Origin of the sequence: Salinivibrio sp. IB868 (assembly GCF_001995655.1) — a bacterium.
GTDB classification, from domain to species: Bacteria; Pseudomonadota; Gammaproteobacteria; order Enterobacterales; family Vibrionaceae; genus Salinivibrio; species Salinivibrio siamensis.
The window spans coordinates 298,317-311,393 of the sequence record NZ_MUEW01000001.1 but is presented as its reverse complement, the minus strand read 5'-3'; the positions used below and the strand labels follow the sequence as shown (position 1 = coordinate 311,393).

15 protein-coding genes are annotated in these 13,077 nt (G+C 49.4%); 11 read left to right on the top strand and 4 right to left on the bottom strand.

Annotated elements, in window-relative coordinates; translation table 11 throughout:
* Nucleotides 1-14 precede the first annotated feature (14 nt).
* The gene (gene betT / locus BZG20_RS01360) at nt 15-2,030 is read right to left on the bottom strand and encodes a choline BCCT transporter BetT (RefSeq protein ID WP_077577867.1); all 2,016 of its coding nucleotides are present in this window, start codon (nt 2,028-2,030) and stop codon (nt 15-17) included.
* 258 nt (nt 2,031-2,288) lie between these two features.
* On the opposite strand from betT, the gene BZG20_RS01355 reads away from it, so the two are divergent.
* The 3 genes from BZG20_RS01355 to BZG20_RS01345 all read left to right on the top strand — a co-directional run bounded on the left by BZG20_RS01355 (nt 2,289) and on the right by BZG20_RS01345 (nt 4,614).
* Nucleotides 2,289-3,191 (top strand): LysR substrate-binding domain-containing protein, encoded by a 903-nt coding sequence (locus tag BZG20_RS01355; protein WP_197075722.1) that lies wholly within the window; start codon nt 2,289-2,291, stop codon nt 3,189-3,191.
* 125 nt (nt 3,192-3,316) lie between these two features.
* Complete coding sequence (locus tag BZG20_RS01350) at nt 3,317-4,102, top strand: transporter substrate-binding domain-containing protein (RefSeq protein WP_077577866.1); 786 nt, start codon at nt 3,317-3,319, stop codon at nt 4,100-4,102.
* Nucleotides 4,099-4,614, top strand: coding sequence for a prolyl-tRNA synthetase associated domain-containing protein (locus BZG20_RS01345; RefSeq protein ID WP_077577865.1), 516 nt, complete (start codon nt 4,099-4,101; stop codon nt 4,612-4,614). Before BZG20_RS01350 ends, BZG20_RS01345 begins: the two co-directional genes overlap by 4 nt.
* 40 nt (nt 4,615-4,654) lie before the next feature.
* Here BZG20_RS01345 and BZG20_RS01340 read toward each other — a convergent pair whose 3' ends face one another.
* Nucleotides 4,655-5,128: a peroxiredoxin gene (locus BZG20_RS01340; protein ID WP_077577864.1), complete on the bottom strand. Its 474-nt coding sequence runs from the start codon at nt 5,126-5,128 to the stop codon at nt 4,655-4,657.
* Between the two features lie 168 nt (nt 5,129-5,296).
* On the opposite strand from BZG20_RS01340, the gene BZG20_RS01335 reads away from it, so the two are divergent.
* On the top strand, nt 5,297-5,659 hold the full coding sequence (locus BZG20_RS01335; protein WP_077577863.1) for a DOPA 4,5-dioxygenase family protein: 363 nt from the start codon (nt 5,297-5,299) through the stop codon (nt 5,657-5,659).
* A complete protein-coding gene (locus tag BZG20_RS01330; protein ID WP_077577862.1) occupies nt 5,656-5,982 on the top strand; it encodes a DUF4144 family protein in 327 nt (108 codons plus the stop codon). The genes BZG20_RS01335 and BZG20_RS01330 overlap by 4 nt, the downstream gene beginning before the upstream one ends.
* Here BZG20_RS01330 and BZG20_RS01325 read toward each other — a convergent pair.
* Nucleotides 5,979-6,758, bottom strand: a complete 780-nt coding sequence (locus BZG20_RS01325) for a TerC family protein (RefSeq protein ID WP_077577861.1) — start codon at nt 6,756-6,758, stop codon at nt 5,979-5,981. The two genes, BZG20_RS01330 and BZG20_RS01325, sit on opposite strands and share 4 nt — an antisense overlap.
* Before the next feature lie 227 nt (nt 6,759-6,985).
* On the opposite strand from BZG20_RS01325, the gene BZG20_RS01320 reads away from it, so the two are divergent.
* The 5 genes from BZG20_RS01320 to BZG20_RS01300 all read left to right on the top strand — a co-directional run bounded on the left by BZG20_RS01320 (nt 6,986) and on the right by BZG20_RS01300 (nt 10,805).
* Nucleotides 6,986-7,534 (top strand): lipocalin family protein, encoded by a 549-nt coding sequence (locus tag BZG20_RS01320; protein ID WP_077577860.1) that lies wholly within the window; start codon nt 6,986-6,988, stop codon nt 7,532-7,534.
* Between the two features lie 12 nt (nt 7,535-7,546).
* Nucleotides 7,547-7,840, top strand: a complete 294-nt coding sequence (locus tag BZG20_RS01315) for a hypothetical protein (protein WP_077577859.1) — start codon at nt 7,547-7,549, stop codon at nt 7,838-7,840.
* A gap of 72 nt (nt 7,841-7,912) precedes the next feature.
* The gene (locus BZG20_RS01310; protein WP_046073318.1) at nt 7,913-8,623 is read left to right on the top strand and encodes a DUF4336 domain-containing protein; all 711 of its coding nucleotides are present in this window, start codon (nt 7,913-7,915) and stop codon (nt 8,621-8,623) included.
* A 16-nt stretch (nt 8,624-8,639) separates the two neighbouring features.
* Nucleotides 8,640-9,068, top strand: a complete 429-nt coding sequence (locus BZG20_RS01305; protein ID WP_046073317.1) for a VOC family protein — start codon at nt 8,640-8,642, stop codon at nt 9,066-9,068.
* Nucleotides 9,069-9,143: 75 nt separating this feature from the next.
* Nucleotides 9,144-10,805 carry an acyl-CoA dehydrogenase family protein gene (locus tag BZG20_RS01300; protein ID WP_077577858.1) on the top strand — a complete coding sequence of 554 codons (1,662 nt, stop codon included), beginning with the start codon at nt 9,144-9,146 and terminating at the stop codon, nt 10,803-10,805.
* 60 nt (nt 10,806-10,865) lie between these two features.
* Here the strand turns inward: BZG20_RS01300 and punC are convergent, their stop codons facing one another.
* Nucleotides 10,866-12,071 (bottom strand): purine nucleoside transporter PunC, encoded by a 1,206-nt coding sequence (punC, locus tag BZG20_RS01295; RefSeq protein WP_046073315.1) that lies wholly within the window; start codon nt 12,069-12,071, stop codon nt 10,866-10,868.
* A gap of 106 nt (nt 12,072-12,177) precedes the next feature.
* Here punC and punR point away from each other — a divergent pair, with 106 nt between their 5' ends.
* On the top strand, nt 12,178-13,077 hold the full coding sequence (gene punR, locus BZG20_RS01290) for a DNA-binding transcriptional activator PunR (RefSeq protein WP_046073314.1): 900 nt from the start codon (nt 12,178-12,180) through the stop codon (nt 13,075-13,077).

The following is a 13,077-nucleotide window of genomic DNA, read 5'->3' as shown; positions in this document are numbered from 1 at the left end:
CGACAAAATAAGATTTAGCTATTGATCACGTGAAGAAAGTGTAGATGCTTTTCGTAGTGATCCAGCATATCTTCAATCACTTGCGCTTGATTGTAGCCCGCAATATTGTATTGCTGGCCGCCTTCCCGTAAGAATACCTCTGCACGATAATGGTGTGGCGTATCCAATGTCTCATTATCCGCTAAGGTTTTTAGGTTAAACGTGTGGCTGGCATAGGCACGGGCTCGTACTCCGTAAATAAAATCAGGGTCATTGCCGTGGTGAACTCGCAGATAGCAGCGATCGTGTTCGCGGTTGATACTGACATCCAGCGCCTGCTTCTCAAGCTCTTCGGCGACCGCACGCATCGCGGGCTCAATGGTTTTATCCAACATTACAGCGATTTCCTGCCACTCAGGTGAAGCCACCAAGGTTTGTAGGCGATTTTGCCAGTTTTCTGCGTAATGTGGACTATGGCGCGTCACATTGCCCGGTATCGTCGCCAGATGTTGGAGACTATCGCGTTTGAGAGCCTCCATTTTTAACGCTTTAAGCAAACCAAAGCCAACCGCGAGTAAAATGACCGCAAAAGGCAGTGCCGAAGTCAGAGAGGCTGCTTGCAGTGCAGATAGTACATTGCTACCGCCAGCCACGACCAACGCTGAGGCGACTAAACCTTCGGCAAGCGCCCAGAAAATACGCAATTTTACCGGCGACTCGCCATCATCCTTGGACGTTAAGGTATCGATCACTAATGAGCCCGAATCGGATGAGGTGACAAAAAAGGTGATCACCAATAAAGTTGCAATCACGGAGGAGACACCTGCCAACGGGAAACTATCCAAAAAGTGGAATAACGATGTTGAACTGTTGGCAAATACTTGGTCTACCAAGTTTGGCATGGTGTTGGTAAGAATACCGTGTAGCGCGGTATCGCCAAACACAGTGAGCCAAATAAAGGTGACACCGACAGGGACAAAAATGACGCCAAGAATGAATTCGCGGATCGTCCGGCCGCGAGATATCCTTGCGATAAACATCCCTACAAACGGTGACCAAGCGATAAACCACGCCCAGTAAAAGAGTGTCCATCCCCCTAAAAAACCATCTGTACTTTCATCACCCGTATAGGCGTAGGCATTAAATGTCATATCAACCATTGATGACAAATAGGTGCCAATATTTTGCCCTAATGTTTCGAAAATAAAGAGGGTAGGACCTACCGCCACGACAAAGAGCAGTAAGGCAATCGCTAGCCAGAGATTTAAATCAGACAATCGACGGATGCCTCCATCGAGCCCTAGTACGACTGAGATGGTGGCGAGTCCCGTCACACAAGCAATCAGTATTAACTGCACGCTGGTTGTTGTCGGAATATCAAATAAATAGTTCAAGCCTGCGTTTATCTGCATCACGCCCAAGCCCAAAGAGGTAGCAATACCAAACATGGTGCCAAAAACAGCAAATACGTCGACGGTATAACCAATTGGGCCATGAATACGTTTACCAATTAGAGGATAAAGTGCTGAGCTAATGCGGAGTGGTAAACGATGGCGAAAACTAAAATAGGCGAGGGCAAGGGCGACAATCGCATAAACGCCCCATGCGTGTAATCCCCAATGGAAAAAGGTCATGCGCATTGCTGCTTTAGCCGCTTCTGCGGTATTGCCTTCGCCAACTACTGGGGTCGCATAGTGAAATACTGGTTCGGCGACCCCGTAAAAAATTAACCCGATCCCCATGCCAGCAGAAAAAAGCATCGCAAACCATGAGTGGTAGCTGAACTCGGGCTCACTGTGATCCGGGCCCAGCTTAAATTGGCCATAGCGGCTCAGTGCAAAAATCAAGGCCAGGCCAAGGTATAGCCCCATCGCGAGTAAGTAAAACCAACCAAAGGTGTCGATGATCCAAGCTTGCGTGCTACCAAATAGCGCGCCGGCGGTATCTGGCACGCTAATGGTAAAAATAACAAAAGCCGCGATTAAAGCGGCGGCAGGATAAAATACCGGCGGGTTAATGCCCGCGCTTATTGATGAGTGTTCGTGACGCATAATGAGTTTATTTGCCTGTGAGTGAGAAATTGTCGGGTTAACGTGTTCTTTTTTTCGAGCGACCGTTAATCCAAGCCATTGGTGGCATCGCAGGCATATACAGTGCGGGAAACGAATCTCGAGATGACTGATATTGAGGCGATTTTTTCTGATTCATCGCGTCTCTCCTTATCTCTGTTTCAGTGAATGTGTTGGTGTACTTTGGCGAAAACGCTACAATCATGAAAACGAATTTTTATAATAGGGTCATCACAAATCATGATGCGTGAGTCAGGCGCCGTGCGAGAGCTCGATCTCGTGGTTCTTAAAACCTTTGTCGCCGTGGTAGAAAAGGGTAGCTTTACCCGAGCTGGAGAGAGCTTATACCTTGCGCAATCTACCGTGAGTGCACATATGAAACGGCTCGAGGCACTATTCGAAAAACCGTTGTTGCAACGAGGGCAAACTGCTGTACTGCCTACTCCTGCAGGTGAGCGGTTATTGGCGCATGCCAGACAGCTACTTAGGCAAAATGCACTCGCTTGGCAAGAGATGACCGACCAACGGCTAGACGGCGTCGTTCGTTTAGGGATCCCTGATGATTACTTAATCTATCTTCCTGAGGCGCTCTCTATGTTTGAGGCTCGTTACCCAGGAGTAGAGCTTGAGGTGAGCTGTGGTTTGAGTGTCGAACTGGTACAAGAAGTAAAAGCCGGTGCGCTAGATATTGCGATAACAACACGTCAGCCTAACAGCCCGGGTGGCGAAGTATTGCGCGCCGAGCCGATGACGTGGGTCACGGGTGTGGGGCACGATACGCATCAGCGCCAACCTCTACCTTTGGCGCTGTCTAAGCAAGGGGTGTGTATTTTCCGAGAGCGTGCACTGGCGGCCTTAACATCAGCCGGTATTACCCATCGAATTGCGTATTCGAGTGCAAGTTTGTCAGGGCTTTCGTCAGCCGTTCGTGCAGGGCTAGCGATTACGGTGTTAACGCCATCGATGATGGGGGAAGGGCTTAGAGTACTTGGTGAAGAGGAAGGGTTACCGAAACTCCCCAATACTGAAATTACGTTGCATCAGCGTCAAGGTGACTTATCGGGGGCTGCGATTGCACTCATACAACAGTTGCGTGACAGTGTCATTTTCAAACCACATCAAGATGCGCTCGTCAATAAATAGAAGAGCGTGTCTCGGTTTGATGTTTGAGGGTATGACGTATCGCAAACATGGACGCTTTACTGCGCTGACATGACAATACATTCGGTTATACTGATTGCGAAGTAACCAACGTGAAATGCTGCTTAATGACCAACTGGGTACGAAGGCTAACCATCGTTTGGCTGACCATGCTTTCTTTTCAAGTTTGGTCGGCAACCTCTGAGCCGCTCAATGTTTGTGTGGGGGATGGGAGTCCTTGGCCACCTTACACTTATTGGCAGGGTGAGACGCGGCAGCAAAAAGCGGACACCTTGACGGGTTATGCGACCGCTCTAGTGCTTTCCGCACTAGAGCGTAACGACATTACTTATCAACTGGTATTTATGCCTTGGGCGCGCGTGCAGCATGAACTGGCAAGAGAGTCTGGCCGTTGTGACCTTACTTGGGATGCGAGTTATAAACCTGAGCGTGCGCAGTACAGTCGACTGACAACGCCCTTGTATTCTATCTCTCTCGGATATCTATATATCGGTGATCCAGCGGCCAATGTGCGGCCAAGATTGCCCGTATCGGACTCAGTGTGTGGTGTGAATGGCTACAACTATGCCGGCTTTGGCGACAACCCTAAGCCGAGGTTTGAAGCCAATACTTTGCAGCAGGCTTTGCGTATGTTGGAAGCGGGGCGGTGCCGCTTTCTTGCCAGTGAAATAGAGCCTGTATTGGGTGGCATTCGCTTGGGGCTTTATCAATTTTCACGCGATCTTGCCTATATCTCTCTACCTAACCCTAAAGCCTTTCATGCTCAGGTCAGCCGCTATGCGCCGCAAGCGAATGACTTAGTGGCGCTAATAAACACGTATATAGCGTCCGCTGCGGAACGCGGCGAGATCGAAAAACTTCGTCAACATTATTTTCAAACAGGAGCGTTATGACGGGTAATCCTCCACTATCTAGTCAACAGGCTGCGCTGTTTCAAAGCCTCAATGCGCACGGTATTTCAGTAAATATATACCGCCATCAGCCTGTCTATACGTGTGAACAAGCAGACGCGCTCGGTTTGCATACTGATGCAAATCCGACCAAGAATTTGCTGTTGAAAGACAGAAAAGGAAAACAGTTTTTCTTGGTGGTGTTACCGGGCAAAGCCACCGTCAATTTAGCCGGATTGAGTGAAGCTTTGGGCACGTCTCGCCTATCGTTTGCGTCGTCTCAGCAACTCGACACCTATTTGCAGGCACAATCAGGTGCCGTATCGGTATTTGATGTAATGAACGATCCTGAGCATCGGGTCAGTTTGGTGATCGCGAATGCGATATGGCAAGTCCAAGCGGTGGAATGCCAGCCTTTTTGTCACGATCAAACTTGGGTTATTGCCACCCAAGATCTCGCCCGCTGGTTAAGCGCTATAGGCCGAGACTATCAAACGGTGGAGCATGTCGCTTAAACGATAGCGATGGCTGTTGGCAGCCATCGCTAACTAACTGCTACAGCAGGGCGAGAATCGCCTGGGCACTGGAGACGTCAAAGCTTTTTGGCGCTTCAACGTTCAAATGCGTGACGATGCCATTATCAATCACCATCGCATAACGCTGCGAGCGAATACCCCCAAACTTACCTGAGTCCATTTCCAAGCCTAGTGCTTGAGTAAAGCTGCCATCGCCGTCAGCCAGCATATGAATCTGATTGGCGTTTTGTGCTTCGCCCCACGCCTGCATCACAAAGGCATCGTTGACGGAGACGCAAGCAATCATATCGACGCCTTTTGCTTTAATCTCATCCGCCTTCACCACAAAACCCGGTAAGTGGGACTCGGAACAGGTTGGGGTAAAGGCACCCGGCACTGCGAACAGCACAACCTTCTTGTTGGCGAAAAGGGCAGGAATGTCGTGGGTTTGCATGCCATCTTCGGTGAGTTCACTGAGCGTCGCGCTAGGTAAAGGTTGTCCTTGCTGAATCATGATGACTCCTTTAATCGTTGTATGATTGTTCATTCTCAGCATAACATGCGTATTCGTAAGCAAACATATTCGTCCCCATCCGAGTCTCTTTATCGGTATCGTCTGTTTATCATTGTGTGCTTAGAGTAAACTATCGTTCACTTCATTCTGTTAATTTACATTGCGTTTATGTCATCTTCTTACTCTTTTCCCAATGTCCATCAGGCTTACCACGCCCATGTCTACTATGAGGCTGACACCGAAGCGCAGGCGGATATTATCTATCAAGCAGCCGCTGCATCGTCACTGCCTATCGACCTTGGCCGCTTTCATCGCAAATGCGTTGGCCCACATCCAAAGTGGAGTTTTCAGATCGCTTTTGACAAAGCCGCGTTCGATGAGGTGATGACATGGCTTGAGGCGCACCGGGGCGATTTAACCGTGTTCTTGCATGGCGTGACGGGCGATGACTACATAGATCATACTGACCATGTCGGTTGGATGGGTTCGCCTGTTGAACTCAATCTGGCCATGTTTAAGCCCAAGCAATGAATACGTTTCTTGAGTATCCGGCGCTCCTGATTTGGCATGGCGATGACGAACTCTCGTTTGCATCCGATCTGGCGTCCCTTGAGGCGCTGTGCGAAAACGTGATCACAGAAGACGACCGGCTGGTGGATAGCCAAGGCGTATGCTGGTTGAACCAAGACGGCGGTCAGCACTGGCAGCCGAGTGGGCAAATCATGCCACTTGAGCAGCTCGTGGCACATGTCCAAGCGCATTATGCGCAATTGGGTCAATGCTGTGTGGGAAAAATTCAATTCAAAGATAGGGCCGCCGCCATCAAGAGTGTGGCGACGGTCCCTGAGAATTAACGGCTGTCAGCAATGCGACGTGACACTTTTAACGAAAAGTGCGGACCAATACGCTTGATGTTCAAGCGCTGCTTGTGGCGCAATCGAATGTGGCAAAGCTCAAGTATCAAACCAAATGCCATCGCAACATACACGTAGCCTTTGTTGATATGAATGCCAGCACCTTCGGCCATCAGCAGCACGCCGAGTAGCACTAAGAACAGCAAGGCCAAGGTTTTAAACCCAGGATAACGGCTGACCAGATTATTTACGGGTTCTGCCGCGATCATCATAATGATGGCGGCGGTAATAATGGCGGCGACCATCACGGGCACATCTTGGGTAAGACCCACCGCAGTGATCACTGAGTCCATTGAAAATACCGCATCTACCGCAACGATTTGCAGCAAAATCACTGCCATACCGGTGCGCACTTGTGTCGAGTGGGTAATGGGTTCGCCATGGCCCAACCATGCCCACAGCTCTTTGGTACTTTTTAGCAGCAAAAAGCCACCACCAAACAGCATGATAAGGTCTTTACCGGTAACCGGTTCCGTACCAATCGTAAACAGTGGCGCGGTCAACGACATGACCCAAGCGATGGAGAGCAACAAGCCAATCCGGCTGATCACGGCAAGACCAATACCCAAGGTACGCGCGAAGCGTCGTTTCTCTTTGGGGAGACGCTCACACAATACGGAAATAAAGACTAAGTTATCGACACCCAACACCACTTCAAGGGTCAGAAGGGTAAAAAAGACCACCCAAGTTTGGGGTTCCATAAAGAGTGTTAACATACGATTGCCTCCTCATTAAAGGAAGCGGGGGAGGGCATAACACGACATCGGTCGCTGTCCATGGATTTTTGATTACCTCTGTGACTAAAGAGCGCTTATAAAAGCACTCACTTGACACCTTGGCAAGCAGACAAACAGCGAGTTGACCAAAAATTGACAAAGCATGTAAACGATCAAACCTGTTGCTGAGTAAAACTCATCATGTTGGATTTAAAGAGGGAATAACAATGAAAAGAGGCTGGATGATTGGGTTATTTTCCTTAATATTGTCCGGATGCTTAGGCATGCCGAAACAAGTCACTCCCGTCAACGATTTTGAGCTTAACCGCTATTTAGGCACTTGGTATGAAGTCGCGCGACTGGATCACTCTTTTGAGCGGGGTTTATCGGATGTCACCGCAACATACAGCTTACGTGAAGACGGCGGCGTCAAAGTGATTAATCGTGGCTACAGCCGTGAAGAGGGCCAATGGCAAGAGGCAGAAGGCAAGGCGTACTTCGTTGAAAACGATAAGACGGGGTACCTAAAGGTATCGTTCTTTGGTCCTTTCTATGGCTCCTATGTGGTGTTTGATTTGGATGATGATTATCAATATGCCTTTATTTCGGGTCCTGACCACGATTACCTATGGCTGTTATCGCGCACGCCAACTGTCTCGGAGTCCGTGAAGGAGCAGTTTATTGCAGCGGCAAAACAGCGAGGCTTTGCCACCGAAGAGCTGATTTTTGTCGAGCACAGCCGCACGGACCCCAAACACAAGAAAACCCAGCAGTAGAAGAGAAGCATCATGCGAAAAACAGACAAGAAGTATGACAAAGCTATTCGAGAAGCACTGACTGACGTCTGTGAGTTGACAATGGAAAAGGTCGAGGGGTTTGAATGGCTCACGCATGAGGTGAATTATCAACGCTTTCCACAAAGCTTAACCGTGCGGCTGATGTTTAAAGACAGGCAAACGCTAGCTAGCTTTGAGCAAAGTGATGACTACCAGCGCGCACTGGATGATATGCAATCTCGCCTTGCAGCTGCAGGGGTCACACTGAAAAACATTACGCGCCATGTCCAGTTAGGCACTCTGTAAGGCTGTGATTGTTCGCACACTTAGCGGTTGGCTGACACGCTACAGTGTAAAGTCGGTCATTAGGAGAGTGCTGTGTATCAACTCGATACGTCAATTTGGATAGCTGATGGCGAGGCTGTTCCCTTTTTCACGCTGCCCTACACCACACGTATGGTGGTGGTGAGGCTTGCCGATCAGTCCCTATGGATTCACAGCCCGATAAAGCTCACTGGCGCACTGCGCAGTGAACTGGCGTCGTTAGGGGCCGTTCGCTATTTAATCGCCCCTAACCAGTTGCACCACCTCTACTTAGCCGAATGGGTTGAGGCCTTTCCCGAGGCGCAACTTATTGGCACCCAACAAGTGGCGAAAAAGCGAAAAGATTTACGATTTGATTATCATTTTGAAGATCTGCTTGAGCCCGCTTGGCAAGATGACATTGCCCAGTGTTTGGTTACAGGGTCTCCAGTGATGACAGAATGCGTGTTTTTTCATCGGCAAAGCCAAACGCTGATTGTCACTGATCTTATCGAAAATTTTCGTCCAGAGGCATTTCCACCTTTTAAACGCAAAATTGCCGAGTGGTCAGGTGTGACAGCCCCCAATGGTAAGACACCACTTGATTGGCGATTAAGCTTTTGGTTTCACAAAGACGAATTAGCAACACACATTCGCACCTTGATTCATTGGGCACCACAGCGTCTTGTCATGGCACATGGCGAAATCATTGATGAGGCGGTGCCCCATTTATTGCGCGCTTTTTCATGGTTAGGGAAAGACAAACTGACCGCCCCAACGGATTAAACCAAGGAGCAATGGTATGGAAGCACGAATTAGTATCATCACATTGGGGGTTGCAGATCTCTCTCACTCTTATGATTTCTATCGCCAGTTGGGATTCCCCACGCATAGTCATCCCGAAGAGGGGATTGTGTTTTTTAGTACGGCAGGCACACGCTTGGCGCTGTACCCCATTGATGCCTTGGCTGATGACATTAAACCTGGCACAGCTGTGGCGGAGACGGGTTTTGGTGGCATTACGTTGGCGCATAATACGCGGTCCAAAGAGGAAGTGGATGAGGTGTTGGCGTTGGCAGAGCGATGTGGCGGTCGTATTGTTAAACCCGCACAAGACGTTTTTTGGGGAGGCTACAGCGGCTACTTTGCCGATCCGGATAACTACCTTTGGGAAGTCGCTTATGGCGATTGTTGGCAGTTTGATGATAACGGCAGCCTTGTCTTGGACTAGTGACAGTCATAAAGGTGAACGCGTCGTCTACTTACATGATGACTTTCGATAAAGACATGGAGAGCGCAACAAGCTATGGAAAGCAAAAACCATCAATCGGATACACATGTTGTTTTTAATCAACCTAAGCCATTGGAAAATTATAATGCCTTCACTGCGGACCGTATTTTACAGTATTGGGTTACACAATTTGGCGGGCAATGGGGAGAAGACCGTTTAACGTCCTTTGGTGAACGTATTGGCGGCGACCTGTTAGAGGCGGGTATGGATGCGAATCAGTTTCTGCCCACTTTCCGGCCTGTTGACCGCTTTGGCTATCGAATTGATCAGGTTGATTATCATCCTGCGTATCATCAGCTCATGGCACATGCTATCGAGCATGGCCATTGCGCCATGCCTTGGTGTGAAAAAGCCTCGGGGCGTCATGTGGTTCGTGCTGCCATGGCATTTCTTCACACCCATGCGGATCCGGGCTCTGGCTGTCCGCTCACCATGACATTTGCCAGCGTACCCGCATTACAAGCTCAAGCAGATATCGCAGAAAAATGGCTGCCTAAAATCGTGAGTGGTCGCTACGATGGACGTAACATTCCTTGGTTTGAGAAAGCGGGTGTCACTATCGGAATGGCAATGACCGAAAAGCAAGGAGGATCGGATGTGCGGGCTAATACAACCTATGCAACGCCTTGTGAAGCGCCCGGAGGAGGTAAACGTTATTCACTTGTGGGGCATAAATGGTTTTGTTCAGCACCCATGAGTGATGCCTTTCTTGTTCTCGCACAAACTGACCACGGTTTGTCCTGCTTCCTGGTTCCACGTTGGCGAGAAGACGGGAGTAAAAACCCGATTCACGTTCAGCGTCTGAAAGACAAGCTAGGAAACCAATCAAATGCCAGTTCGGAAATTGAGTTTCGTGATGCGCAGGGGTGGCTGTTAGGTGAGCCAGGAAAGGGGATTAAAACCATTATTCAAATGGTGGCATTAACGCGCTATGACTGCATGATAGGCTCTAGCGCTCTTATGGCACAAGCCACCAAAGAGGCCGTTTGGCATACTGCAGGTCGTGAGGTATTTGGTAAACCTTTGCACCATCAGCCATTAATGCAAAATGTTTTGGCTGATCTGGCCTTAGAGTCAGAAGCCGCGCTCGCGATCTCCATGCGATTGGCTCGGGCGCTTGAACAACTGGATAACCCACATGAAGCCGCCTTGGTTAGGATTGGCACGGCTATTGGTAAATATTGGATTTGTAAGCGCGCAGTACAACATACCTATGAAGCGATGGAGTGCTTGGGTGGGGTGGGTTATGTAAACGAAAATGTCGCCAGTCGGCTTTATCGTGAGGCACCTGTTAACGCCATTTGGGAAGGATCGGGTAATGTGCAATGTTTGGATTTACTCCGAGTGCTGACTCGAGAGCCGGATACTGTATCGGTCTTCATTGCAGAATTACGCTGTGCGACAGGGGCGAATGACGCTTTTGATAGAGCGGTAGATCTGCTGGAACGACACCTAGGTAATGCTGAGATGTTAGCTTATCGTGCTCGCCAAGTGATAGAGAAAATGGCGATACTGTGGCAAGCTGCGACACTGTTGCGTTATGGAGAACCAGACATTGCCGAGTCCTTCGTGCAAGCGCGTGTCGAAACGTCAGAATATCATCAATATGGTACGCTCCCTTCGCACATTGATATGACCGCGATCATCTCGCGCGCGATGCCGCAGTCCAGCGGATAAGCAAGAGGCCACTTAAAGGCGTCTGGAAAGACGCCTTTTTAGTCTCTAAACCCCGTTGCCTTACGCGGCTGCTAGCGTTTGCGCTTGACGGTTTGCATGCCAGACCAAGCCAAAGCCAATAATGACCACCGCGCAGGTTGATAGCATGACCGTGGTGACGGCGATCAAGCCGGAGGCTGCAAACGCAGACACCACCGCGCTCGCCACGAAGCAGACCATCATTTGCAAGAAGTTCAATAACCCCGCAGCGGTCGCGCTACAGGATTTGAAATCTTCCAAGGCGCGATTGACGACCAGTGGGTAGATGGCACCGTTCGCCGCTGCAAGGAAACAAAACGGACCTAAAATTGCCCAGATGTTGGTGACGTCGGTGCGCCAGCTGATCAAAAAGATAACCACGACACTGATGACAAACAGCTTAAGCAGCCAAGGCAAGATACTGTGATCTTTAAGCTTGTTGAGGGCATGACGACAGGCATAACCACCGACGACAAAAGCAATGGTTTGTGGAATATAGCTCAGACCAATATCCGCTTCGGTATAACCCATGGCGGACATCACGAACGGTGACCCTGTCAGATAGGCAAAAAATGCTGCGGAACAACCCGCGAAAATTAGCATATTACCGATGAATTTTTTTGATTTAAAAACTTGTTGGTAGTCACTTTTAAGTTTATCAATAATTTTAGTGTCTTGTACTGGCTTAGCTAAGCTTTCTTTTTCACGTAGAGTAAGTGCAACGAAAACAAGTCCTAGTGCAAATAAAACCACAAAAATACTGCGCCAATCAAAATGCTGGAGTAAGTAGGCACCTAATAATGGTGCTAGAGCTGGAGATAAGGCAACTAAAGGCATGATAGTGGCGAACACTTTCTGACCTAGTTTACCCTCATAGCGATCAATGACCACCGCTTGCCAAATCACAATCGCGCTACATGCGCCCAATGCTTGAACAAGACGTGCACCGAGTAGCAGATAAATATTACTCGCGAAAAGGCATACGACAGTCGCGACAATATAAAGAAGCAAGCCGATCAATAGCGCAGGCTTACGGCCAACGCGGTCGGACAGCGGACCATAAACCAGTTGACCGCAAGCCATACCAAGCAAAAATATACTTAAGGTCAACCCAATATTTGCCGACGATGTAGCAAAATCGACTTGCATGGCTTCAAAAGCGGGCAGATACATATCAGTGGCTAAAAAGCCCAGCATACTTAGCCCTGCTAGCCAGAACAGAGTGATAAACGGCACTTGTTTGTTCATTTTTTATCTCTTGATGTAAAGAATAGTGTAACAAGCAGTTTATGACTAACAATCTATGCTGTGAAACGCTATGATTTGAACATTGCTTTCAAAAAAATTGATTTGAATGTTTTCTTACCAAGATTTTCAAGTGATTGACGTGGTCGCACGGCGAGGAAGCTTTTCCGCGGCGGCCGACGAGTTGCACAAAGTGCCGAGTGCGGTGAGCTACACGGTGCGCCAGATTGAAGACAAACTGGCGGTTACCCTGTTTGAGCGGCTTCATCGTCAGGTTCGGTTGACGGCGGCGGGGGAGTTTTTTGTCTCTCAATCGCGTGAGATGATTAAGAACATGGAAACTATTCGCCAGCAAACACAACGTGTGGCCAATGGTTGGACACAAAGTGTCGCGTTAGCGCTGGACAACGTCGTGCGCGAAGATAGCGTCAATACGCTGGTGCGGGATTTCTACGATGCGTTTCCTGATGTCGAGCTGTTACTAACCATGGAAGTGTTTAACGGCGTATGGGATGCGTTGGCGGATGATAGAGCCGATATTGCGATTGGTGCCACGGCTGCCGTGCCAGTGAGCGGCGCGTTTCGCTATCGGGAAATGGGCACCCTGCGTTGGCGGTTTGTGGTGAGCCCCTCGCATCCACTCGTCCAGTGTGCCCAGCCACTGGCTAATGATCAGCTCGCGCCGTATCCGGCGATCTGTTTGGAAGACACCTCGCGCCGCTTACCGCGCCGTACCACTTGGCTATTGGATAATCAGCGCCGCCTCACGGTACCGAATTGGCACAGTGCCATGCAATGTTTTAAGGCAGGGTTAGGCATTGGTGTGATGCCTTCACACATGGCAGAAGATGCGATTGCGAGAGGAGAGCTGGTGGAGCTTGCGCTTGAAGAGCCGCTATTAAGCAGTCCGTGCTGCATTGCATGGCGCTCGGATAAAGAATCACCACCGGTGCGCTGGCTGCTCGATTACTTAGGCGATAAAGAGCAGCTGCAGCACCAGTGGCTATAA